The 22351-nt window shown below is 62.8% G+C and carries 19 protein-coding genes; 6 read left to right on the top strand and 13 right to left on the bottom strand.

Translation table 11 applies throughout. The annotated features are described in order from the left end of the window. Positions 1–25 precede the first annotated feature (25 nt). Genes RT513_RS02765 through RT513_RS02775 form a run of 3 tightly spaced genes read right to left on the bottom strand, consistent with a single transcriptional unit; the run spans position 26 to position 2655 of the window. Positions 26–1015, bottom strand: a complete 990-nt coding sequence (locus RT513_RS02765; RefSeq protein ID WP_290689148.1) for an ABC transporter substrate-binding protein — start codon at positions 1013–1015, stop codon at positions 26–28. 21 nt (positions 1016–1036) lie between these two features. Continuing rightward, entirely contained in the window at positions 1037–1819 is a 783-nt protein-coding gene (locus RT513_RS02770) for an ABC transporter permease (protein ID WP_290689146.1), read from the bottom strand. Then, the gene (locus tag RT513_RS02775) at positions 1819–2655 is read right to left on the bottom strand and encodes an ABC transporter ATP-binding protein (protein WP_088214382.1); all 837 of its coding nucleotides are present in this window, start codon (positions 2653–2655) and stop codon (positions 1819–1821) included. Before RT513_RS02775 ends, RT513_RS02770 begins: the two co-directional genes overlap by 1 nt. A 220-nt stretch (positions 2656–2875) precedes the next feature. Here RT513_RS02775 and RT513_RS02780 point away from each other — a divergent pair, with 220 nt between their 5' ends. Continuing rightward, positions 2876–3934 (top strand): glycerophosphodiester phosphodiesterase family protein, encoded by a 1059-nt coding sequence (locus tag RT513_RS02780; RefSeq protein ID WP_290689143.1) that lies wholly within the window; start codon positions 2876–2878, stop codon positions 3932–3934. Between the two features lie 47 nt (positions 3935–3981). On the opposite strand, the gene RT513_RS02785 is transcribed toward RT513_RS02780, so the two are convergent. From RT513_RS02785 to dctP, 5 genes are read right to left on the bottom strand one after another with little or no spacing between them, the layout of a single operon-like run. Continuing rightward, on the bottom strand, positions 3982–5508 hold the full coding sequence (locus tag RT513_RS02785; protein ID WP_290689141.1) for a malonate--CoA ligase: 1527 nt from the start codon (positions 5506–5508) through the stop codon (positions 3982–3984). Continuing rightward, entirely contained in the window at positions 5505–6797 is a 1293-nt protein-coding gene (locus RT513_RS02790; protein ID WP_290689334.1) for a malonyl-CoA decarboxylase domain-containing protein, read from the bottom strand. The genes RT513_RS02785 and RT513_RS02790 overlap by 4 nt, the downstream gene beginning before the upstream one ends. Positions 6798–6818: 21 nt before the next feature. After that, entirely contained in the window at positions 6819–8132 is a 1314-nt protein-coding gene (locus RT513_RS02795) for a TRAP transporter large permease (RefSeq protein ID WP_088214524.1), read from the bottom strand. Beyond that, positions 8132–8683, bottom strand: coding sequence for a TRAP transporter small permease subunit (locus RT513_RS02800; protein ID WP_088214380.1), 552 nt, complete (start codon positions 8681–8683; stop codon positions 8132–8134). The genes RT513_RS02795 and RT513_RS02800 overlap by 1 nt, the downstream gene beginning before the upstream one ends. A 13-nt stretch (positions 8684–8696) precedes the next feature. After that, complete coding sequence (dctP, locus tag RT513_RS02805) at positions 8697–9677, bottom strand: TRAP transporter substrate-binding protein DctP (RefSeq protein ID WP_088214379.1); 981 nt, start codon at positions 9675–9677, stop codon at positions 8697–8699. Positions 9678–9786: 109 nt separating this feature from the next. Here dctP and RT513_RS02810 point away from each other — a divergent pair, with 109 nt between their 5' ends. The 5 genes from RT513_RS02810 (at position 9787) to RT513_RS02830 (ending at position 17230) form a co-directional block, all read left to right on the top strand. Beyond that, positions 9787–10509 carry a GntR family transcriptional regulator gene (locus RT513_RS02810; protein WP_290689137.1) on the top strand — a complete coding sequence of 241 codons (723 nt, stop codon included), beginning with the start codon at positions 9787–9789 and terminating at the stop codon, positions 10507–10509. A gap of 759 nt (positions 10510–11268) precedes the next feature. Next, a complete protein-coding gene (locus tag RT513_RS02815; protein ID WP_088214707.1) occupies positions 11269–12336 on the top strand; it encodes an HlyD family secretion protein in 1068 nt (355 codons plus the stop codon). After that, entirely contained in the window at positions 12333–15101 is a 2769-nt protein-coding gene (gene rbbA / locus RT513_RS02820) for a ribosome-associated ATPase/putative transporter RbbA (RefSeq protein WP_290689135.1), read from the top strand. The genes RT513_RS02815 and rbbA overlap by 4 nt, the downstream gene beginning before the upstream one ends. A gap of 1 nt (position 15102) precedes the next feature. Further along, positions 15103–16215, top strand: coding sequence for an ABC transporter permease (locus RT513_RS02825; RefSeq protein WP_088214705.1), 1113 nt, complete (start codon positions 15103–15105; stop codon positions 16213–16215). A gap of 91 nt (positions 16216–16306) precedes the next feature. Continuing rightward, on the top strand, positions 16307–17230 hold the full coding sequence (locus RT513_RS02830) for a Gfo/Idh/MocA family protein (RefSeq protein WP_290689129.1): 924 nt from the start codon (positions 16307–16309) through the stop codon (positions 17228–17230). On the opposite strand, the gene RT513_RS02835 is transcribed toward RT513_RS02830, so the two are convergent. Genes RT513_RS02835 through araD1 form a run of 5 tightly spaced genes read right to left on the bottom strand, consistent with a single transcriptional unit; the run spans position 17231 to position 22348 of the window. After that, positions 17231–18088, bottom strand: a complete 858-nt coding sequence (locus RT513_RS02835; protein WP_290689126.1) for an SMP-30/gluconolactonase/LRE family protein — start codon at positions 18086–18088, stop codon at positions 17231–17233. Continuing rightward, entirely contained in the window at positions 18085–18696 is a 612-nt protein-coding gene (locus RT513_RS02840) for a 2-dehydro-3-deoxy-6-phosphogalactonate aldolase (RefSeq protein ID WP_290689124.1), read from the bottom strand. The genes RT513_RS02835 and RT513_RS02840 overlap by 4 nt, the downstream gene beginning before the upstream one ends. Further along, a complete protein-coding gene (locus tag RT513_RS02845) occupies positions 18693–19592 on the bottom strand; it encodes a 2-dehydro-3-deoxygalactonokinase (RefSeq protein WP_290689122.1) in 900 nt (299 codons plus the stop codon). The genes RT513_RS02840 and RT513_RS02845 overlap by 4 nt, the downstream gene beginning before the upstream one ends. Continuing rightward, on the bottom strand, positions 19592–21337 hold the full coding sequence (araD, locus tag RT513_RS02850; RefSeq protein ID WP_290689120.1) for an L-arabinonate dehydratase: 1746 nt from the start codon (positions 21335–21337) through the stop codon (positions 19592–19594). Before araD ends, RT513_RS02845 begins: the two co-directional genes overlap by 1 nt. Before the next feature lie 42 nt (positions 21338–21379). Beyond that, positions 21380–22348, bottom strand: a complete 969-nt coding sequence (gene araD1, locus RT513_RS02855) for an AraD1 family protein (RefSeq protein ID WP_290689118.1) — start codon at positions 22346–22348, stop codon at positions 21380–21382. Positions 22349–22351 lie beyond the last annotated feature (3 nt).

Genomic DNA, 22351 nt, shown 5'->3' on the forward strand with positions numbered 1-22351 from the left:
TGAGCCGGTCACGGGCGATGAGCACTCACTGCGAGGCCTTTTCCACAAAGGCATTGGTATAGGTCTTGGACAGATCGACGTTCGCCGCGGCGATTTCCGGAGAGTTGAAGCTCATCACCTTGAGCACCGCCTCTGCCGCGCCGTCTTCCATCAGCCCATCGCGCGAGATCATCTCGAGGCTGCTTTTCAGCGATTCCACGTAGATGTCACGATCTCCGACAAGTTCCGCAGGCATCCTGTCCGCGATCTCCTCCGGCGGAGTTTCATGGATATATTTCAGCGTGTCCACGATGGCTGCGGCCAGCGCCTGCGTTGCCTCGGGGTGGGCGTCGATCCACTCCTGCCGGGTGTAGAGCGCGCCGCCCGCATAGTCCGCCCCAAAGAGCGCGCGCGCATCCGACTCCTTGCGGGTATCCACCAGCATCTTCAGATCGGCGTGCCGGTTCTTGAGTTGCGAGATGGCAGGATCCAGCGTAACGACCGCGTCGATCCCGCCCTGCTCCAGCGCGACGACCGCCGTCGCGCCGACGCCGACGCCCACGACAGAGGCGGAACTTGGGTCCAGCCCCTCGCGCGAAAGCATGTATTTCAGGAAGAAATCCGTCGAAGACCCCGGCGCGGTGACCCCCACGGTCTTGCCCGCCAGATCGGCAACGGTTGATATCTGTTTATCCGGCCCGACCACCAGCGCGATGCCCGGCAGACGGTCCATCACCACGAAGGCCGCGAGCTGCTGCCGTTTCGCAGCGAGGCTGATGGTATGCTCATAATAGCCCGACACCACATCGGCGCTGCCGCCGACGACGGCCTTCAGCGCGGCGGAGCCGCCCTTGAAATCTATGAGTTCGACATCCAGCCCGTGCTTCTCATAGTTGCCAAGCTCCTTGGCCAATACGGTCGGCAGGTAGCAGATGCAGCTCGAACCGCCGATGGCGATCTTCACCGTATCGGCCGCAGCAGGCAGCCCAAGTGTTGCGGCGACCAGAGTCGCGAAGAGATGCTTTCCAAAGCCCATTTCCGTTCCTCCCTCCAGAAATCAGTGGTTGTCGCGCCCCGGCTGCCAGATCAGCAGACGCCGCTCCGCCAGCGTCACCAGCCAGTCGATGACCAGCACAAAGGCCGAAAGCACGAACATGCCGGCAAAGACACCGGCGATATCGAACATGCCCTCCGCCTGCGCGATGAGATAGCCCAGACCCGCCGACGAACCCAGATATTCACCCACCACCGCGCCCACCACCGCAAAGCCGATGGACACATGGAGGGAGGAGAACACCCAGCTCAACGCGGAGGGCAGATAGACGTGGCGCAGAAGCTGCCGCTCCGTCATGCCGAGCATCCGCGCGTTCTGAAGCACGGTCCGGTTCACCTCCTTCACGCCCTGATAGACGTTGAAGAAGACGATGAAGAACACCAGCGTAAAGCCGAGGGCGACCTTCGACCAGATGCCAAGACCGAACCAGAGCGTGAAGATCGGCGCCAGAACCACGCGGGGCAGGGCGTTCGCCCCTTTGATATAGGGGTCGAAGACCGCGGCAAGCCGTGGCCGTCGGGCGAGCCAGAACCCGAGGATCAGCGCCGCCAATGTGCCCAGGATGAAGGCCAGCGCCGCTTCCAGAAGGGTGATCCAAAGGTGATACCAGATCGTGCCGGTTGAGAACCACCGCACGATCTGGGCCAGCACATCGCCGGGCGTCGAGAAGAAGAACTGGATGCGCGCGGGATCGCCGAAGAGGGTGGTATTGGTAAGGACCCACCAGAAACCGATCGCGACCAGGGCGACCAATGTCTGCAGGGCCAGAAGCACCGGTTTCGACATCAGGACACCCGTTCCTTGTTGCTGTAGGCTTGCAGCACCTGTTCCTTCAGGAGGTGCCAGATCTCGCGATGCAGCGACTGGAATTCCGGGGTCAGCTTGATCTCAGAAACGTCACGGGGCCGAGAGAGCGGGATGGCGAAGTCACCGATGATGCGTGCGGAAGGTCCTGCCGAGAGGATCACCACCCGATCGGAGAGGGAGATCGCCTCTTCCAGATCATGCGTGACGAACATCACCGCCTTGCGATCCTGCTGCCACAGCTCCAGCAGCAGATCCCCCATGATCAGCCGGGTCTGCGCGTCGAGCGGGCCGAAGGGTTCGTCCATGAGCAGGATCGCCGGATCGCGGATGAGCACCTGCGCCATCGCAACCCGCTTGCGCTGCCCTCCCGACAGCATATGCGGATAGCGGTCGCCGAACCCCTTGAGGCCCACCTTTTCCAACCAGTCATCGGCGCGAGTGAGTGCCTCCCTCCGCCGTGTGCCGCCAATTTCGAGCGCGATGGCCACATTGTCCCGCGCGGTCTTCCACGGCATCAGCGCGTCGGCCTGAAAGAGATAGCCTGCGCGCGCATTCAGCCCCTGAAGCGGCTGCCCTTCGATCCTCACCATACCGGCGCTCGGGCGGAGAAGACCGGCCGCCGCGTTGAGCAGCGTCGATTTGCCGGAGCCTGTCGGCCCGACGATGGCAACGAATTCCCCTTTGGAGACCTCCAGATCCGCACCGGCAACGGCGCGAAATTCCGATTTCCCTCCGACGCCGAAACTGATGTCCACGGCGTCAAGACTGACAGCGACCGCTTGCGGATCGCTGCGGCCCTCTCCCGACTGCGGCATTTCTGCGGCCTCCCCCTTGGCACGGACCTTATAGTGGCAGCGAAATCCTCTGCAAGAGCGCCACCGGCGAGAGCGGGCTGCAAATGTTCGCGAAAGGCCATTACCATGTCACAACCTTTGCGCGAAACGGTCGCCAAAGCGTCGTCGTTTTGTCAATCTTGGCGGTCATGGTCCCGGCCACGCGACGAATTCGCGCGAAATCTTTCTGATGGAGAATCCCATGACCTCTCGGATCACGCTTGCCGCCACGGCCCTCTTGGCGACCGCGCTTTCCGCGCCGATTGCCGAGGCCGCGACCTATGGCACCCTTTCCGGCAAGGCGCCCATCGTGGTCGCGCATCGCGGGGCCAGCGGCTATCTCCCGGAGGAGACGCTTGGTGGCTATGAACTCGCGCTGAAGCTGGGTGCGGACTACATCGAGCCCGACGTCCAGATGACTGCTGACGGCGCGCTGGTCGCCATGCATGACGCGACATTGAACCGGACGACGAATGTGGAGTCGCTCTTTGCTCCCAGGAACGGCGGATACAAGGTGTCGGATTTCACGCTGGCTGAGATCAAGACGCTGACGGTTGAGCCGACCGGCGCGCTTGCCCGCCCGGATTCGACCTATCCCGGTTTCACGCCCGGCATGGCGGACCCCTACAAGGTGCCGACGCTGGGCGAGGTGCTGGACCTGCTGACCGCCCACAATCAGGCGAACGGCACCTCCGTCGGGGTCTATCCCGAGTCCAAGACCCCTTATAACTCGCCGCAGAACCAGGCGATCATCGCGACGCTGAAGGACAAGGGCTACACGGATGCGGAGGACAAGGTCATCCTCCAATCCTTCGTACGCGCCTCGGTGATCGAGATGGGCGAGGCGCTGGAACAGCAGGGCATGCAGGCCATCCTCGCGCAGCTGGGGTCAGTGCGCATGGTGGATGGCGTCTATGGGGTTGCCGGAACGGACGGGTTCTTCACGCTGGCCGAGATCGCCGGGATCGCGGACGGCGTCGGCGTCAGCTACGGCGGGATCACCAAGGAATTCATCGACGCGGCGCATGATCTCGATCTGGTCGTGCACGCCTATACCTTCCGCCCGCTGAGCGAAGACGAGGCCTTCACGATGATCCGCCCGATGCTGGACTGGGGTCTGGATGGTTTCTTCACCGATTACACGGATTTCGGCCGCGCCGTCGTGGACAGCCTTGCGCCGGTTCCGGTTCCCGCGGCGCTGCCGCTGCTCGCAGCCGGTCTGGGCGGTCTTGTCATCCTGCGGCGCCGCAAGACGGCCTGAACACGGTACGAACCATGCGGGCGCCGGTGTGGCGCCCGCAACCCGCATCAAGCGGTTTTGGCCGGGACGAACAGCGTCTTGAACTTATCCCGGAGCAGGTTCTTCTGCACCTTCCCCATGGTATTCCTTGGCAGTTCGTTCAGGACTGCAACGTGTTTGGGCTGCTTGAAGCGGGCAAGGCTCTGGCCCATTGCCGCCCCGATTGCCGCGACATCCGGCGCTTCGCCTGCCAAGGGCACAAGCACCGCAACGACGGCCTCGCCGAAGTCGGGATGCGGTACGCCTATGACCGCGCTTTCCAGCACCCCCGGCTGTTCGTCCAGGATCAGCTCGATTTCCTTAGGATAGACGTTGTATCCGCCGGTGATGATAAGGTCCTTCTGCCGCCCGACGATGGTGACATAGCCCTCTGCATCAATCACGCCGATGTCGCCGGTGACGAAGAACCCGTCGTCGCGCAGCTCCTCCCGCGTCTTTTCAGGCATCTCCCAATAGCCCTTGAAGACGTTCGGTCCCCTCACTTCGATCATCCCCGGTTCACCCGCGGGGAGGGTGGCTCCGGTTTCCGGGTCGGTGATCTTCACCTCCACACCGGGCAGGGCAGGCCCCACCGTGCCGGCCCGGCGCTCGCCCTCGTAGGGATTGGACGTGGTCATGTTGGTTTCGGTCATGCCGTAGCGCTCAAGGATACGGTGGCCCGTCCGATCCTCGAACGCGCGATGCGTTTCGGCGAGCAGGGGGGCCGAGCCGGAGGTGAACAGCCTCATATGGCCGACGAGCGCCCTCGTGAAGCGTGGATCGTCCAGGAGCCGGGTGTAGAAAGTCGGTACGCCCATCATCGCCGTCGCCTCCGGCAGATGTGCGATGACCTGATCGAGTTTGAACCCCGGCAGGAAGATCATTTTTCCTCCCGAGAGAAGCGACACATTGGAGGCCACGAAGAGCCCGTGCGTATGGAAGATCGGCAGGGCGTGCAGGAGCACATCTTCGGAAGTGAAGCGCCATGCCTGCACCAGCACCTCGGCATTGGACAGAAGATTGCGCTGCGTGAGCATCGCGCCCTTGGACCGGCCGGTCGTTCCCGAAGTATAGAGGATCGCGGCCAGATCATCCTCCGCCCGTTCCACCGGAGTGAACTCCGCACCTGCATCCGCCGCGCGTTCAGTGAAGCTGCCCTTCCCGGCGGCATCGAGCGTCTCGAATTTCGCCCCGTGGCGGGAAGCGACCTCGTGGAGCGCCTCCGCCTTGTCCGGCGAACCGACAAGCAGGGCCGCACGCGCGTTGCCTACGAAATAGTCCACTTCATCCGCAGTATAGGCGGTGTTGAGCGGAAGGAACACGACACCCGCCGTTATGGCGCCGAGGTAAAGCGCCAGCGCCTCGGGGGTTTTTTCCACCTGCACGGCCACCCGGTCACCCGGCGCAATGCCCAGATCAACAAGCGCCTTCGCGGCCGAGAGCGCCATGCGATGGAGTTCGACCCCGGTGACCCGCCGACCGGAGCCGTCGGTCAGCACCCAGTCCTGCCGGTCCGCCAGCGGGGCCACAAGCGCGTCGTAAAGCGGATTGCTCATTTGCGTCTTCCTGTCCTTGCACCCTGCGCGAGCAGGGCTTCGATCTGTTTCGATGTGGCGACGGTTCCGTTCACCACGAAGGCTTCGTTGTTTGGCTCGACCCTGGCAAGGTCATAAAGATAGTTCACCATGGCTCCACAGGACTGGCCAAGACCGTTCGGAGACACGTCCGCCAGCGCATGAACATCATGGACCAGCGCACCATTGCCAAGATGGAAGCGCGCCACCGGATCGGCGGGCTGCCCGTCACCGCGCTTGGCGTGGATGAGGTAATCAGCGGCATGTTGACGGAGCGCGGTGGCGAGGGGGGCGAGCCGTTCCACATCGCGGGCGCCCGCAGCCTCCAGCAGTTCCGCCGCCCCCGCATCGTTCTGGTCGCGCAGCCAGCGGGACAGACCGGGGATGGGCGAGAGCGTGACGAAGCGGCTTACCTGCGGCAGATCGCGCCGCAGCTCCTCCACGACCTGCTTGATGAGGGAATTGCCAAAGGATATGCCGCGCAGCCCCTCCTGACAGTTGGAAATGGAGTAGAACACCGCGGTGTCGAAGGCACTCTCCTTCAACACCGGCCGCTCCTCCGCGAGCAGCGATTGCACCGAGCCGGGAACCCCGTCGCAGAGCGCGACTTCAACGAAGATCAGCGGCTCCTCCGGCATGGCGGGGTGAAAGAAGGCGAAGCAGCGCCGATCCGCGGGCAGGAGGCGGCGGCGCAGTTCCTCCCAGTCGTTGATCGCATGCACGGCCTCGTATTCGATGATCTTCTCCAGAATGCTCGCCGGTGTGCCCCAGCCGATCGGACGGAGCACGAGGAAGCCGCGGTTGAACCAGCTTGCGAACAGATGCTGGAAGTCGAGGTCTATCACCCCCAGCTCCGGCGCCTGCGGCAGCAGACGCAGCAGGTCCAGACGCATCCGCACGAGTTCTTCGGTCGCGCCCGGCGCTTGATTGAGCCGGCGGAGCAATTCTTGCCGCCGCGGCTCCGCTTCCCGAGCCAGCCGGGCCATGGCCTTTGCATCAGGCGTGTCACGGTAGCGTGTCGCGGCCTCGATCACCTTGTCCGGCTGGATATCCAGTTGCGCGGCCATGAAATCGAAGAAGGCGCGGCGCTCCTCTGCCATCATCGCGCGATAATGGGCCAGAATGTCCCGCGCGATCCGTACCCCCGACACTTCCCCCTGCGAGGAGAGGAGGGCGAGGCACAACCGCCCGACGGCTTCGGGGCTAGGAGCGGGCGCGACGGGGGCGCGGCGGTCGAACAGCGTCCCCATCATGTCGGCGAAGAAGGCGATCCGACTCATTCACATTCCCTTTCAAACCGGCCCCATGACCAGATCGGGCAGCCATGTCGCAATTCCGGGCAGGAAGCACAGGATGACGATGGCAAGAACCATGCAGCCCACATAGGGCGCAGAACCCTTCAGAATGGTCTTCAAGGATATGTCGGGCGCGATGGAGTTGATGACGAAAAGGTTCAGCCCCACGGGTGGTGTTATCAACCCGATCTCCAGATTGATGGTCAGGATCACGGCGAACCAGTAGGGGTCGAACTGGGCGGCCTGCAGGATGGGCATGAGGATGGGCGCGGTCATCAGGATCACGGCCACCGGCGGCAGGAAGAACCCGGCAACCAGCAGCAGGATGTTGACCATGAGCATCAGCACCCAGCGGTTGACCTCCAGCCCCGCGATCCATTGTGCGATGGACTGGGTGATGAAGAGGGAGGACATCATGTAGGCGAACACACCCGCCGCCGCCATCACGAAGAGGATCATCACGCTTTCCCGCGTGCTGTCGCGCAGCACTTTCCAGATCGCCGGGAAGCTCCACATCCTGTAGATGACGATGGCCATGATGAGACAGAGCACCGCCCCCACGGCCGCTGTCTCTGACGTCGTGGCAACGCCGCCGTAAAGCGCATAGAGCACCCCGATCACGACCAGCAGGAAGGGCAGGACCCGCGGCAGGATCTCCAGCCGCTCCCGCAGCGAATAGTGACGGGGTGAGAGGACGGTCGTGTTGCCCGACCGCCATGTGGCCCAGATCGACCAGAGCATGAACATCAGCGCCAGCATGATCCCCGGCATCACACCGGCAAGGAACAGCCGCCCGATGGAGGTCTCTGTCGCGATGCCATAAACGATCATCGTGACGGAGGGCGGGATCAGAATGCCCAGCGTGCCGCCCGCGGCGATGGAGCCGGCGGCGACGGTATCCGGGTAGCCGCGCTTCTTCATCTCCGGGATGCCCATCTTGCCGATCGCGGCGCAGGTGGCGGGGCTGGAGCCGGAGAGGGCCGCGAAAAGGGCGCAGGCGCCGAGGTTCGATACCACCAGCCCTCCCGGCACGCGTGTGAGCCAGCGTTCCAGCGCCTCGAACAAATCCGCCCCGGCGCGGGTGGAGGCCACCGCCGCACCCATGATGATGAACATCGGAATGGAGAGGATGGCGAAGCTGTTCAGGTCCGCAAAGAAGATCTCCGGGATCATCTCCAGCGACCGGGTGCCGTCGAATATCAGCAGGAAGAACGCCGAGACGATCAGCAGCCCCACCGCCACGGATACGCCTGAGAAAAGCACGACCACCGTTACGACGGCGACCAGCAGGCCGAGCGAGAGCGGATCCATCATCCCTCCTCCCTGATGCCGAACGGAGCTTCGCTGCGGGTTATCAGCCCGATGAGGTCCGCCAGCAGTTGCAGAAGAAACGCGCCAAAACCGATGGGCAAGGCGAGATACGGGATCCACAAAGGCGGCGCCCAGACAGAGGGGCTTTTCCAGTTGCGCCGCCAAGCCTGATGGAACACGTCCCAAGAATACCACGCCACCACTGCGACCACCGCTATCGTCGCCAGCAAAACCACATAGGCAAGCACCCGGCGCGCGGCGGGCCCCAGCCAAAGCGGCACCAGATCGACGTTCACATGCCCCCGGAGCATCTGGACATAGGGCAGGCCAAGGCAGGTCGCGGCGATCATCATGTAGATGACCGCTTCCGTCTGCCAGATCGTGGATTGTCCGAGCACGGCCCGGACGAAAATCATGTGGCACGTCACGAACAGCGCGATCACCGTCAGCGCGGCCGCGATCCAGCCGCAGAGCGTCGAGAGGGCGCGGACGGTACGGATGAAAGGGTTCGCCCGTACCGGCATCACCGCCGGGGCGGTTGTGACCGACATGAAGGGTCCCCGCTCACTCGACCGACAGCGCCATGTCGAGCAGCTTCTGCCCGTCCGGCACGTCTTTTGCGAAGATCGCGTAGGAGGATTGTTCGGCCAGTTGCTTCCAGGCCGCGAAATCCTCCGGGGTCATCTCGGCAATCTCGACACCGGCGGCGCGGAAGACTTCGGTGGAGGTCGCATCCTCTTTCTTGGCCTCCTCAAGATAGTAGGCTTCAGCCTTGGCCGAGGCGTCCCGCAGCGCCTTCTGCTGGTCCTCCGTCAGTTCCTCGAAGGTCGTCTTGTTGATCAGCAGCGGCTGATACATGAACCACAGCGCAACATCGCCCGCGGGCGTGTAGCACTTCGCCAGTTCCTGAAGCCGGAAGGAGACGAAGGAGGAAGAGGAGGTGTTCAGCGCCTGAAGAACATGCTGCTGCATGGCGTTGTAGGTTTCCGACGAGGGCATGGACGAAATGGAGGCGCCTGCGGCCTGCAGCATCTCCTCAAACCCCTTGCCGGCGGCGCGCACCGTCTTTCCTTTCACGTCCTCCGGCTTGCGAATGCAGTTGTCCACGCTCGCGAAGCCGCCCGCCAGATAGCCATGCACGAGTGTGACGATATCGTCCTCGTTCAGGATTTTCTCGATTTCGCCCATGAAAGGCGAGGCGTTCATCCGCGCGGCATGGTCGTGGCTCTTGATGAGGCCGGGCATGAGCGTGAGGTTGTATTCTGGGCGCTGGCCCCCGGCGTAGGACAGGGGGAACACCGTCATGTCCAGCTGGCCCCGGCTCAACGGCAGATACTGCTCTGTGGCCTTGAAAAGAGAGCCGGACGGAAAAATCCTGATAGTAAGATCGACATCCGCGGCGGCGACCTCATCGGCGACCATCTGCGCAATCTTGTGCCGCAGATCACCGGGGGCGAACTGATGTGAAAGCCGCAATTCCGTTGCACCCGCTGCAGTCGAGATGAACGGGATCGCAGCAAGCGCTGCAACCTTGAAAAACTGCATGTGACCTCCTCCCAAAGGTGACGCGCTGCCACGCGACGCTGCAAGGTTGGCGTTGTGTGCATGCTACGTCAAGCTTATTGTATACACGAGCGCCAGCAGAGGATGCAAAATGGAGCCATTCCCGCCCGATCGGCGTACCGACAAGGTTCGCAGGACTCTTGAGGAAATGATCGTCGAGGGTTTTTTCGCTGATGGCGAAAGGCTGGACGAAGTGAAGCTGGCGGAGCAGCTCGAGGTGTCAAGAACGCCTCTTCGCGAGGCATTTCAATCTCTTGCAGCGTCTGGCCTGCTCGAACTTCGTCCGCGGCGCGGCACATTTGTGCGCTTTCCGGCGCTGGACGAGATTGTCGAGATGTTCGATGTCATGGCCGAGATAGAGGCGCTTTGCGGCCGCTACGCCGCGCGCCGTATGACCGACACCGAACTGAAGGATGTTCAGGCAGCGCTTGTGGAATGCGAGAACGCAGTCCACCGGAACGATCTTGACGACTATTATCGCGCGAACCAGACGTTCCACCAATTGATCTATCATGCCAGCGGCAACCGGTTCCTGGCGGCCGAGGCTGAGCGGTTGCACCGCAGGCTCAAACCTTTCCGCCGCCTGCAACTTCGGGTCCGGGGGCGGCTGGCCGAATCCCTTCGGGAGCACAGGCTGATCGTAGCGGCACTGGCTGATGGCGACGAAGCAAGGGTGACACGGGTCATGCGTGATCACATTGCGGTTCAGGGCGCGCGCTTTAACGACCTTGCTGTCGGCTATCGAACCGCAATCCGAGGCCGCCAGAATCCTTCACAGCGCCATTTGCCTGCCGGAACAGGCCCCGAGGGATGACCGAACACCAAGATCGAGCCGCCACTGAAGGTCGGAGGCAAGGTGCGGAGTGCTATATTCCTTCGCGCTCAAGGCTGGTTACTGCGCGGGCGCAGCAGACTGGTGAAAAAGCCTTGGAGTATCCTGTCTATGCTTTGGAAATTGGAAAATTGAACCTCGGAATAATCCGAAGTGGGTAAATTTCCGACCGGATTTTGAACGATTTCCACTCCCCACAGGCATGAAAGCGCTTTTTAGCAGCCTGTAGCCGAAACCACGCAACCAATACGGCGGTCCGCCGCCATCGCCATGGCGACGTCGAAGTAATGGGCCTGCATCCTCATAGTCGTCGTTGCACTCGAAAGCGGCCTGACGATGCCAGGCTGAATGTCCTAGCGTAATATATCTATATTAGTGAATATTTAGCGCACAATTGTGACCCTGCAAATACGGAATGGCGGGGCGGGCAGGTTAGCTCGAAAATCGAGGCCGGGGTAACGACCGGGGTCTTGGGTTTGGCCGGTCCTGCGCCGTCCGCTGCGATGCGATACTGATCCCGTGCATCGCACCGCGTGGATAAGGGCCAGCAAAGGTGACTGGTACCGGTTCTGATCAGGTAGCATGGCAGGAGCTCCACGCTTGGGCATGCATTTGCCGTATCCATAAATGCCGTAGTTATAATTATGTCATATTCATGCTTCTGCGAAGAAGGGCCACAGTGGAGATTGAAACCGTGAAATTAAGCGATACCGTGAGAAGCAGTACAGCTGGAGGCTGGTGATGGCGAAGATCGACAAGCGCTGGGTGCTGGCGGGATTGGTTCTGATCGCAGCCGTAGGTGGGTACGCGGCCTGGAAGCGGTTCAACGAGCCGGGCCTTCCGTCCGGTATCGCTTCCGGCAACGGACGCATCGAGGCCACGGAAATCGACATTTCCGCGCTGAGTGCGGGGCGCCTGGACAAGCTGCTCGTCGCCGAAGGTGACCTCATCCAGCATGGTCAGGTGTTGGCCCGCATGGATATCGTCCAGCTGGAGGCGCAGCGCCGACAAGCGGAGGCCGAACGGGACCGGGCCCGGATCTCGGTGGAAACGGCCAATGCCGTCGTCGCACAGCGGGAGGCAGAGAAGCGTCAGGCGCTGGCCGTCGTGGACCAATATCAATCCGCTCTCGATGTGGCGGATCGGCGGCTTCAACGGTCGGAAGCACTGGCCAAGAACGATAACCTCTCCAAGCAGACGCTTGACAACGACCGCGGCGGGGCACAGCAGGCCAAGGCGGCGCTTGCTGCCGCAGAAGCCCAATCGGCCGCCGCTGATGCGGGGATCGGGGCGGCCCGCGCAGCCGTTGTGGATGCGAATGCTGCCGTCGCCGCCGCAGAAGCATCCATCGACGCGATCGCATCCTCCATCAACGACTCGACCCTGACGTCTCCGCGTGACGGGCGCGTGCAATATCTGGTCGCCAGAGAGGGAGAGGTACTCGCCGGAGGAGGCAGAGTGCTGAATCTGGTCGATCTCGCGGATGTCTACATGACCTTCTTCCTGCCGACCGCGCAGGCGGGTCGACTAGCGGTGGGTTCTGAAGCGCGCATTGTTCTGGATGCAGCGCCACAGGATGTGATCCCCGCCGTCATCAGCTTCGTTGCCGACGTGGCTCAGTTCACACCGAAGACCGTGGAGACGGCGGATGAGCGGGAGAAGCTGATGTTCCGCGTCCGCGCTCGCGTGTCCCCTGACCTGCTCAGAAAGTACCTCGACGTGGTGAAGACCGGATTGCCCGGCACCGCCTACGTAAAGATAGATGCTGACACGGAATGGCCCGAGAATCTTCGGAACGTCGTGCAATGACCGACAACAGCGACGTATCGCCTGGGCCTGACGAAAAACGGGCGGAGGAATATGTCGTCCGCATCAAGGGATTGAGCCAGACCTACGGCAAGACCGTCGCTGTGGATGACATCACGCTCGACGTCCCGAAAGGGAGGATGATCGGGCTTATCGGCCCAGACGGGGTCGGGAAATCGAGCCTTCTCTCGCTCATCTGCGGCGCGCGCGAGATACAGGTCGGAACCGTGGAGGTCCTCGGCGGTGACATCGCCTCCGACTCGCACCGCACGGCGATCATGCCCGACATCGCCTATATGCCGCAGGGGCTTGGCAAGAACCTCTATCCCACGCTGTCGGTCTTTGAGAATGTCGATTTCTTCGGCAGGCTCTTCGGGCAGGATCGCGAAGAGCGCACGCAGCGTATCGACGGCTTGCTCCGGGCGACCGGTCTGTCTGCCTTCGCTGATCGCCCGGCGGGCAAGCTGTCTGGGGGGATGAAACAGAAGCTTGGCCTCTGCTGCTCGCTGATCCACGATCCGGAACTCCTGATCCTCGATGAGCCGACAACCGGAGTGGATCCGCTTTCCCGCCGCCAGTTCTGGGATCTGATTGACGACATCCGCAAGGCACGCCCCGGAATGAGCGTGATCGTCGCCACCGCCTATATGGAGGAGGCAGAGCGGTTCGGCTGGACGATAGCGATGAATGGGGGGAAGATTCTTGCTTCCTCCCCAACGGCCGATCTGCTGCAACAGACCGGGACAGAGACGCTCGACGATGCCTTTGTGAGCCTGCTGCCAAAAGAAGCGCAGGAGGGCGGCAGCAAAATGGTGATGCCGCCACGGCCCGCCGGGAGCGATCAGACGATCGCCATCGAGGCCGAACATCTCACGATGAAGTTCGGCGATTTCACTGCCGTCAACGATGTGAGCTTTCGCATCGAAAAAGGGGAAATCTTCGGCTTTCTGGGCTCCAACGGCTCGGGCAAGACAACCACGATGAAGATGCTGACAGGGCTTCTCCCCGCAACGGAAGGGACGGCCAGATTATTTGGCAGGGAGGTGGACTCGAACGACATGTCCATCCGGCGACGTGTCGGCTACATGAGTCAGGCGTTTTCGCTTTATAGCGAGCTTACGGTGCGCCAGAACCTGAAGCTCCACGCGCTCCTTTTCGAAATACCGGAAGATGATATTCCCGCCCGCATTGCCGAGGCGGAGGAACGCTTCAACCTTTCCACCGTGATGGAGGCGCTGCCGGATGACCTGCCGCTCGGCATCCGCCAACGTCTCTCCCTCGCCGTTGCGACGATCCACAAACCCGAAATCCTCATCCTTGATGAGCCGACTTCGGGCGTGGATCCCATCGCACGTGCGAACTTCTGGCGCATTCTTGCGGACATGTCCCGAAAGGACCTGGTGACGATTTTCGTCTCCACCCATTTCATGAACGAGGCCGCACTTTGCGATCGTATTTCCTTCATGAATGCAGGGCGTGTTCTTATCAGCGATACGCCCCAGGCGATCATCGACAGCAAAGGCGCGAAGACGCTCGAAGAAGCCTTCATCGCCTATCTGGAGGAGGCACAGGGCGCCAACGCCGAAACCGGCAGCGCCGACGATATTGAGCAGGTCGCGCGAGAGGAGCCGGTCATGCGGAGCTTCGATGTTCGCCGCCTGCTCAGCTACGCACGGCTGGAGACATTGCAGCTGCTGCGCGATCCGATCCGGCTTACCATGGCGCTTCTCGGCAGTGTCATTCTGATGTTCGTCATCGGGTATGGTATCAATATGGATGTGGAGGACCTGTCCTTTGCCGTGCTGGACCGGGATCAGACCAACCTGAGCCGCGATTATACGCTTGATATCTCCGGCTCGCGATATTTCGTGGAGCAGGCACCGCTGACCAGTTATGAGGACATGGACCGCCGGATGCAGCAGGGAAAGCTCGCCCTTGCGGTGGAAATCCCGTCCGGCTTCGCACGGTCCGTAGCTCGCGGCGATGCCGCCGAAATCGGCGTCTGGATCGATGGGGCAAATCCCCAGCGTGCCGAAACGGTACGCGGGTATGTGCAGGGCCTGCATTCCGGCTGGCTTGCACGCCAGATCGGCGAGCGTTTTGGTGAGGCTGCCGCAGCGGGGGCCTATGGGCTGGAAATCTGCTATCGCTACAATCCGGAACTGCGCAGCATCTATGCCATCGTGCCCGCAGTCATCCCCATCTTGCTTCTGGTGATCCCGGCGATGCTGACGGCTCTTTCCGTGGTGCGGGAAAAGGAACTGGGGTCCATCATCAACCTCTATGTGACCCCGGTGACGCGGCTTGAGTTCCTGATGGGCAAGCAATTGCCCTACGTGGTGCTGGCGATGCTGAACTTTCTGCTTCTCACGCTGCTGACCACGACGGTCTTTCAGGTCCCGCTAACAGGGAATTTCCTCACTCTTGCGGTCGCCGCGTTCTTCTATGCGATTGCGGCAACCGGACTCGGCCTCCTGGTGTCCAGTTTCATCTCCAGCCAGACGGCGGCGATCTTCGGCACAGCGCTGCTCACGCTGATCCCCGCGGTGCAATTCTCCGGGCTGATCGATCCCGTGTCCTCGCTCGAAGGTGTCGGGGCATTCGTCGGGCGCATCTATCCCACGAGTTTCTTTGTGACGATCTCTCGCGGGGTCTTTTCCAAGGGTCTGGGGTTCGCCGAACTCTCGCGGGATATGTGGTCCTTGGCAATTACTGCGCCGATCATCATGGGGCTTGGTGTCATGCTGCTTCAAAAACAGGCCAGGTGACATGCGCGTTCAGAACATCTGGAACTTGGGCTTGAAGGAGCTGGTCGGACTGCTCCGCGATCCGATAATGATGGTGCTGATCGTCTACAGCTTCACGCTTTCCGTCTATTCCTCCTCTCGTGCGACGCCGCAGACGCTGAACCGCGCGACAATCGGCATCGTGGACGAGGACAGGTCACAGGTCTCTGCGAGAATCGGTTCCGCCTTCTATCCACCCTATTTCGTGGCACCGAGCGACATACAGATCGCCGAGATGGACAACCGCATGGACGCAGGTCTGGACACCTTTGCCCTCGATATCCCCCTGAATTTCCAACAGGATCTGCTTGCAGGAAAACGACCCGAAATCCAGTTGAACGTGGATGCAACGCGCTTGTCGCAGGCCTTTACCGGCGCAGGTTACATACAGCAGATCGTATCGAGCGAGATCTCCGAATATCTCTCCCGCACGCGCCAGGCCGGTGCCGTGCCGGTGGATATGGTGCTTCGGGCAAAATTCAATCAGCAGCTGAATACCTCCTGGTTCAGTGCGGTGAACAACGTAACTTTCTCCATTACGCTCCTGTCCATCGTTCTGACGGGCGCGGCGTTGATCCGCGAGAAGGAGCATGGCACGGTGGAGCATCTTCTGGTCATGCCGGTCACCGCGCTGGAGATCATGATTTCCAAGGTATGGGCCATGGGATTGATCGTGCTGGTGGCGGCGGCCGTCAGCCTGAAGCTGGTGGTGGAGATCTGGCTCGGGGTGCCGTTGCAGGGCTCACTGCTGCTGTTTCTGGCGGGCACCGTCCTCATGCTTTTCGCAACGACCTCGCTGGGGATTTTTCTGGCGACGATTGCCGGGAGCATGCCGCAGTTCGGCCTGCTCCTCATTCTCGTTCTGCTTCCGCTTCAGATTCTTTCCGGCGGTATGACACCAAGGGAGAGCATGCCAGAGGTGATCCAGAATATCATGCTCGGTGCGCCGACAACCCACTTTGTCATTCTGTCCCAGGCAATCCTGTTCCGAGGGGCTGGATTTGCCGTGGTCTGGCCACAATTTCTGGCATTGCTTGTCATCGGGGCTGCACTCTTCGCACTCGCGCTCAAGCAGTTTCGCGCCTTTCTGCGTTGAACCGGCAGCCGCAGCGGGTAACGTCCTTTACCGCCGTCCGGTGCCGCAATAGGGTTATCCCCGATCACGGGTGTGGTCGCGGGAGGGTGGAATGACCATCGGACTAGGCCTCATCGGCCTTGGAAAGATTGCGCGGGATCAACATCTTCCGGCGATTGGGGAAACAGCGGGGCTGGACCTCCGCGCCATAGGAAGCAGGAATGCCACGCTGCCGGGCATTCCATCCTTTCCCGATATCGATACGCTTCTCCGCGCCGCGCCCGATGTTCAAGCCGTCACGCTTTGCACCCCGCCGCAGGGGCGTTTCGATCAGGCGCGCGCGGCCCTGCTGGCAGGCAAACATGTGATGCTGGAGAAGCCGCCCGGTGCCACCCTTTCGGAAATCGCGGCGCTGGTCGAGCTGGCGGAGGCCCGCGGGCTCACACTTTTCGCGACATGGCACTCTCGGGAGGCTGCCGGCGTCGCACCGGCGCGGGACCTCCTGCGCCGGCGCAAGCTCCGCGCCGTGCATGTCACGTGGAAGGAGGATGTGCGCCATTGGCATCCGGGCCAGGCATGGATATGGGAGCCGGGGGGGCTGGGTGTCTTCGACCCCGGTATCAACGCGCTCTCCATTGTCACGCGCATCCTGCCGGAGACGATGTTCCTTGCACATGCGGACCTCTCTTTCCCTGCCAACCGCGCCACGCCCATCGCCGCCGATCTGACATTCCGCACGGAAAGCGGTGTGCCGGTGACGGTGATTTTCGACTGGCGGCAAACCGGTCCGCAGACCTGGGATATCGCTTTGGACACCGAGCAAGGCCCGGTTCTGCTGTCGAAAGGGGGGAGCATCCTGTCGGTTGACGGGGTGGAGCGGATGGCCGAACCGGACAGTGAGTACCGCCGTCTCTACGCAAGGTTCCGCACCCTCATCGATGAGGGTGCGTCGGATGTGGATGTCTCCCCGCTCCGGCATGTCGCAGACGCTTTCCTTCTCGGCAGACGGCGGGAGGTTGCGCCTTTCGAGGACTGACTAAACCCGAACTCGCGGCTCCGGCAGTCCCTGTGCCTCCACTTCCCCCACGAAGGATTTGCCTGCGTTGGGGTCGGCTGCACGCTCCGCTTGCGACATACCCTCCCATGCGCTTGTGACATGAAGATGGCGATATCCGGGACCGCCAAAGGCCGGACAGCTCGGCTGCCGTGCGGGCACGGAGAGGGCGTTGAGAAACCGACCATCCGAGCCGTAGATTGCCACGCGCCCTACCCCCCACTGCGCGTTCCAGAACCGCCCCTCGGCATCCACTACGGCGCCGTCCGGGTTCAGCCCCTCGGACGAGAGGTCCAGGAAGACATCGGGCACCCCTTCCGGCCAGCCTGTCTTGGGATCGAGCGGCTGTTTCCAGACGATACCTCGCGCAGTATCGGCGTAATAGGCGCGGGCGAGGGACAGGTCGAAGCAGATGGCGTTGGGGATGGTCAAGCCATTCACGACCTGCCTCAGCTCTCCCTCCCACCAGCGCCAGATTTCGCCCCGCCCCGCTTCCGCCTTTCGGCCCATGACGGAAGCCCAGAAGCCACCCCACGGATCCGCGCGCCCATCGTTGGACCGGCTTGACCGGTCATCCGCCCCAATCGCGGCGAGTTGTCGTTTCTCCCCGGTTTCGAGATCGAACAGGTGTAGTCCCGTCTCCGTCGACAGGACAACCCTGTCCCGGTCCACCCAGCCAAGGGCCGATGCGATCTCCGGCATCTCCCAGACCTGCAGTGTACCGGCCTGAACAGCGTGGAGGCGCTTGTGCAAGATGTCGAACCAGAAGAACGCCTGCCGCTCCGGATGCCAGAAGGCGCCTTCCCCCAGCTCTGCGGCCGTATCGTGAAGAACTCTCATCCCGATTTCCTTATCGCGGCATCATAGGCGGCGACGATTTCCCGTGCCTTCAGGCCGGTCGTGAGAGCGTCCTGCCCCGGCCGATAAAGCGCGGAGCCGATGCCGAAGCCGCTGGCTCCGGCCCGAAACCATTCCGCAAAACTCGCCGGTCCCGCGCCCCCTACGGCATAGAGGGGCGTTCCGAGCGGCAAGACCGCGCGCATGGCCGACAGGCCGGACGGTCCGATGATAGAGGCGGGAAAGAACTTCAGCCCGCTTGCCCCCGCCTCCAGCGCCGCGAAACACTCGGTCGGTGTCATGACGCCGGGCCAGCTTTCCATTCCCGCTGCCCGGGTGGCGCGGATGACCCGCGCGTCCGAGTTGGGTGAGACGACGAGCGCCGCGCCGATCTCCGCAAGCCGCGCGACTTCCGCCACCGTCAGGACGGTGCCGGCACCGATCCTTGCCCGCGCCCCAAAACGCTCGACAAGCAAGGCGATGCTGTCGAATGGATCGGGGGAGTTGAGCGGGACCTCCAGCACCTCGATACCCGCATCCAGCAGCGTCTCCGCATGGGCGAGGGCTTCCTCAGGTCGGATGCCGCGCAGGATGGCGATGATGTTTCTCATACCGCCTCTTTCCACAAGGCGCGCGCGGCGGAAAGCCCCGCCAGCACGGCATCTTCCGCCTCGATCTGTCGGGTGGTTACGCCTGCGATGCGCAATGCACGCGCATAGCGCCGCATAAGCGGGCCGGCACCGATCAGCGTGACTTCTCCCCGGGGTTCCGCCGCTGCAAGTTCCGCCCCGATGAGCAGGCCCGAGAGTCGTGAACGTCCCGCGGCTGCGGGCAGGCCGTGCAACAGAAATGCCGCCCGGAGCGGGAACAGCTCTGCCCAGACGCGCGCGGGTGCCGCGATGGTGGCGGCAACAGCGGCGTCGAAAGCCGACCAATCTTCCCCCTCCCCCGTCAACCCGTGCCGCAGTACGGACTTCTCCGACAGAAGCGCAAAGAGTTCGCCCGTCGGATAACTGGTAAAACGGATCACGCGCCCTGCCTCCACCTCTGCCCATTTGCTGTGGGTTCCGGGGAGGCACAGCGGCCCGGCAAGTCCGGGGCGGAGTGCCAGCGCGCCCGCGATCTGGGTTTCCTCCCCCCGCATCACATCGGCAGGGCTTTCCTGAGAAAGCCCCGGAAGAATGGTGACGGAAATGCGGGGATCCGAGGTCGGCACGCGTGTGAGCGGCAGGCCGAGCGGATGCGCTGGAACCGGGCGATACCCCGCCTCCACCCAGCCCTGCCGCGCGCCCGCCATGCCGCAGATCAGCACCGGCGTCACGCGGCCTTCCGGCAGCCAGTCCCCGACCATGCGTATCAGCGCCTGCTCGTAGCATTCGGGCGAGAGACGGCCCATTCCCTCCTCCGATGCCCTCCGGGCGAGCACCCGATCATCCGCCGCCATCGCCCACAGGCGGAGGTTGGTCGTTCCCCAATCCGCAGCGATCCACTCCACCCCGCGCTGCATCAATGGCTGTCCTTGCCGACGGCCGCCCCACGACACCCCTTGAGAAAATCGAAATCCGCCCCGGTGTCCGCCTGCTGCACGTGGCTGTGGAAAAGGCGTGCATACCCGGTTTCCGGCGAATGGATCTCGGGGCGCCAGTCCGCAAGCCTGGCAGCCAGCTCCGCCTCGGAAATATCGAGCCGTAAGCTCCGGGCGGGCACATCCAATTCGATCATGTCACCCGAGCGCACCACGGCGAGCGGTCCACCCACCGCGGCCTCCGGCGAGGTATGCAGGACCACGGTGCCATAGGCAGTGCCCGACATGCGTGCGTCCGAAATTCTGACCATGTCGGTGATGCCCTTTCGCAGCACCTTGGGCGGCAGGCCCATGTTGCCGACCTCCGCCATGCCCGGATAGCCTTTGGGCCCGCAATTCTTCAGCACCATCACACAGGTTTCGTCGATCTCCAGAGCCTCGTCATTGATCTGCGCCTTGTAATCGTCGATGTCCTCAAAAACCACGGCGCGGCCCCGGTGCTGCATGAGATGCGGACTGGCGGCAGAGGGTTTCAGCACGGCTCCGTTCGGCGCGAGGTTGCCCCGCAGAACCGCGATGCCGCCGTGATCGGTCAAGGGGCGCTCGGCGGGCAGGATCACGTCCTCGTTCCAGTTGGTCACATTCTCCACCTGCTCCCACGCCGTCTGCCCGGAAACGGTGAGCGCGTCCCTGTGCAGAAGCCCCGCCTCCCCCAAACGCTTGATGACCACGGGCAGGCCGCCTGCGTAGAAGAACTCCTCCATCAGATATTTGCCCGACGGCATCAGGTTCACGATGGTCGGCACATCGCGGCCGAGCCGGTCCCAGTCATCGAGTGTGAGGTCGATCCCCACCCGGCCAGCCAGCGCCAGAAGGTGGATCACCGCGTTGGTGGAGCCCCCGATCGCGCCGTTGGTGCGGATTGCATTCTCGAACGCATCGCGCGTCAGGATGTCGGACGGTTTCAGGTCATCCTTGACCATCTGCACGATGCGCCGGCCCGTCAGCTGCGCCATCATCCGGCGCCGGCTGTCCACTGCGGGGATGGCGGCATTGCCCGAAAGCGCCATGCCGAGCGCCTCGGCCATGCTCGCCATCGTGGAAGCAGTGCCCATCGTATTGCAGGAGCCGGGGCTGCGGGACATGGCGCTTTCGGCTTCCAGAAACTCGGACTGTGTCATCTCCCCGGCCTTCACCGCTTCGGAGAACTTCCACAGATGGGTGCCCGATCCCACCCGCTCGCCCCGAAACCAGCCGTTCAACATCGGCCCGCCCGTTACCACGATGGAGGGCAGATCCGTGGATGCCGCCGCCATGAGCAGCGAGGGCGTGGTCTTGTCGCAGCCTACCATCAGCACGCAGCCGTCCATCGGCTGGCCGCGGATCGCCTCCTCCACCGCCATCGCAGCCAGGTTGCGGAACATCATGGCGGAAGGGCGGAAGCTCGACTCCGCCACGGAGAATACCGGCACCTCCACGGGAAACCCGCCAGCTTCATAGACGCCGTGCTTTACCCGCTCCGCCAGGTCGTGCAAATGCGCGTTGCACGGGGTAAGCTCCGACCAGGTATTCAGGATGCCGATCACCGGGCGCCCGTCGAAGAGGTCGGCCGGGAAACCCTGATTTTTCATCCAGCTCCGGTGATAGATATGGTCGCGGGAAGTGCCGCCAAACCACTCCTGCGACCTGAGCTTGCGCGGCCACGGTTTCGGCGTGAATCGGGACATTGACCAGTCTCCATCAACATGGGGTCGCGGTAGACAGATTCATCAGAGCGGGGTGACAGCGACGGGGCGACACTCCGCATCCGTCACTTTCAGAGGGTTGGAAAGTGGCAGTCCGAAGGCGGGAGCGGAGAGCTCGAACACGTCATCCGGCTCCGCCTTCACTCCATCGGCAAAGGACAGGGTCGCCGTCCCGAACATATGAACATGCAGGTCACCCGGTTGCCGGAACAGGTCGTATTTGAAGTGGTGGTGCTCCAGATTGGCCAGCGTGTGGCTCATGTTCGCCTCTCCCGAAAGAAAGGGTTTCTCCCAGATCACCTGGCCATCCCGGAGGATGCGGCTCGTGCCGCGGATATCGTCGGGAAGCGGCCCCGCCAGCAGTTCAGGCCCGAAAGCGGCCGGGCGCAGCTTGGAATGGGCGAGAAACAGATAGTTGATGCGCTCCGTCACATGGTCCGAAAATTCGTTTGCCAGACTGAACCCCACCCGGAAAGGGGTGCCATCCGGGCCGATCAGATAGAAGGCGGCAATTTCCGGCTCCTCTCCTGCGTCCAGCGCAAAACCGGGGCTGAAAAGCGGGTCGCCGGTGGCCACCGCATTGAGGCCCGTGCCCTTGTAGAACCACTCCGGTTGCACCCCGATGGTGCCCGCGGCCGGACGGCCCCCCTCCATACCCATACGGAACATCTTCATGCTGTCAGAAAGGCCTTCTGCGGAAGCGTGCATCGCATCCCGGGCGGCGGCCGACCCGGTGTGGGTCAGCCCCGTCCCTGTGAGAAACATGCGCGCGGGTTCCGGATGGCGAAGCGGAACGTCCAGCGCCCCCTCGGCGGCCAGACGGCGCAGATCGACCGCCTCTCCCCCCTCGGGCAGCACCGCGCTCAGCGGAGCACGTCGCCTGATCGCCTCCTCCGCCAGCGCGAGGATGGTGGCATCCGCTATCAGCCGGGCCTGCGCACCGGCACGGGGACGGACGGCAACGCCGCCCGCCTTCAGTTGTGACAAGAGCATGGA

The sequence above is a fragment of the Haematobacter sp. genome (assembly GCF_032102465.1).
Taxonomy (GTDB): domain Bacteria; phylum Pseudomonadota; class Alphaproteobacteria; order Rhodobacterales; family Rhodobacteraceae; genus Haematobacter.

Coding starts and splice junctions, on each gene's coding strand:
- RT513_RS02825 (WP_088214705.1), top strand. CDS start 15,103: ATGCGCGTTCAGAACATCTGGAACTTGGGCTTGAAGGAGCTGGTCGGA.
- RT513_RS02800 (WP_088214380.1), bottom strand. CDS start 8,683: ATGTCGGTCACAACCGCCCCGGCGGTGATGCCGGTACGGGCGAACCCT.
- dctP (WP_088214379.1), bottom strand. CDS start 9,677: ATGCAGTTTTTCAAGGTTGCAGCGCTTGCTGCGATCCCGTTCATCTCG.
- RT513_RS02845 (WP_290689122.1), bottom strand. CDS start 19,592: ATGCAGCGCGGGGTGGAGTGGATCGCTGCGGATTGGGGAACGACCAAC.
- rbbA (WP_290689135.1), top strand. CDS start 12,333: ATGACCGACAACAGCGACGTATCGCCTGGGCCTGACGAAAAACGGGCG.
- RT513_RS02795 (WP_088214524.1), bottom strand. CDS start 8,132: ATGGATCCGCTCTCGCTCGGCCTGCTGGTCGCCGTCGTAACGGTGGTC.
- RT513_RS02785 (WP_290689141.1), bottom strand. CDS start 5,508: ATGAGCAATCCGCTTTACGACGCGCTTGTGGCCCCGCTGGCGGACCGG.
- RT513_RS02780 (WP_290689143.1), top strand. CDS start 2,876: ATGACCTCTCGGATCACGCTTGCCGCCACGGCCCTCTTGGCGACCGCG.
- RT513_RS02775 (WP_088214382.1), bottom strand. CDS start 2,655: ATGCCGCAGTCGGGAGAGGGCCGCAGCGATCCGCAAGCGGTCGCTGTC.
- araD (WP_290689120.1), bottom strand. CDS start 21,337: ATGTCCCGATTCACGCCGAAACCGTGGCCGCGCAAGCTCAGGTCGCAG.
- RT513_RS02830 (WP_290689129.1), top strand. CDS start 16,307: ATGACCATCGGACTAGGCCTCATCGGCCTTGGAAAGATTGCGCGGGAT.
- RT513_RS02840 (WP_290689124.1), bottom strand. CDS start 18,696: ATGAGAAACATCATCGCCATCCTGCGCGGCATCCGACCTGAGGAAGCC.
- RT513_RS02810 (WP_290689137.1), top strand. CDS start 9,787: ATGGAGCCATTCCCGCCCGATCGGCGTACCGACAAGGTTCGCAGGACT.
- araD1 (WP_290689118.1), bottom strand. CDS start 22,348: ATGCTCTTGTCACAACTGAAGGCGGGCGGCGTTGCCGTCCGTCCCCGT.
- RT513_RS02815 (WP_088214707.1), top strand. CDS start 11,269: ATGGCGAAGATCGACAAGCGCTGGGTGCTGGCGGGATTGGTTCTGATC.
- RT513_RS02835 (WP_290689126.1), bottom strand. CDS start 18,088: ATGAGAGTTCTTCACGATACGGCCGCAGAGCTGGGGGAAGGCGCCTTC.
- RT513_RS02770 (WP_290689146.1), bottom strand. CDS start 1,819: ATGTCGAAACCGGTGCTTCTGGCCCTGCAGACATTGGTCGCCCTGGTC.
- RT513_RS02765 (WP_290689148.1), bottom strand. CDS start 1,015: ATGGGCTTTGGAAAGCATCTCTTCGCGACTCTGGTCGCCGCAACACTT.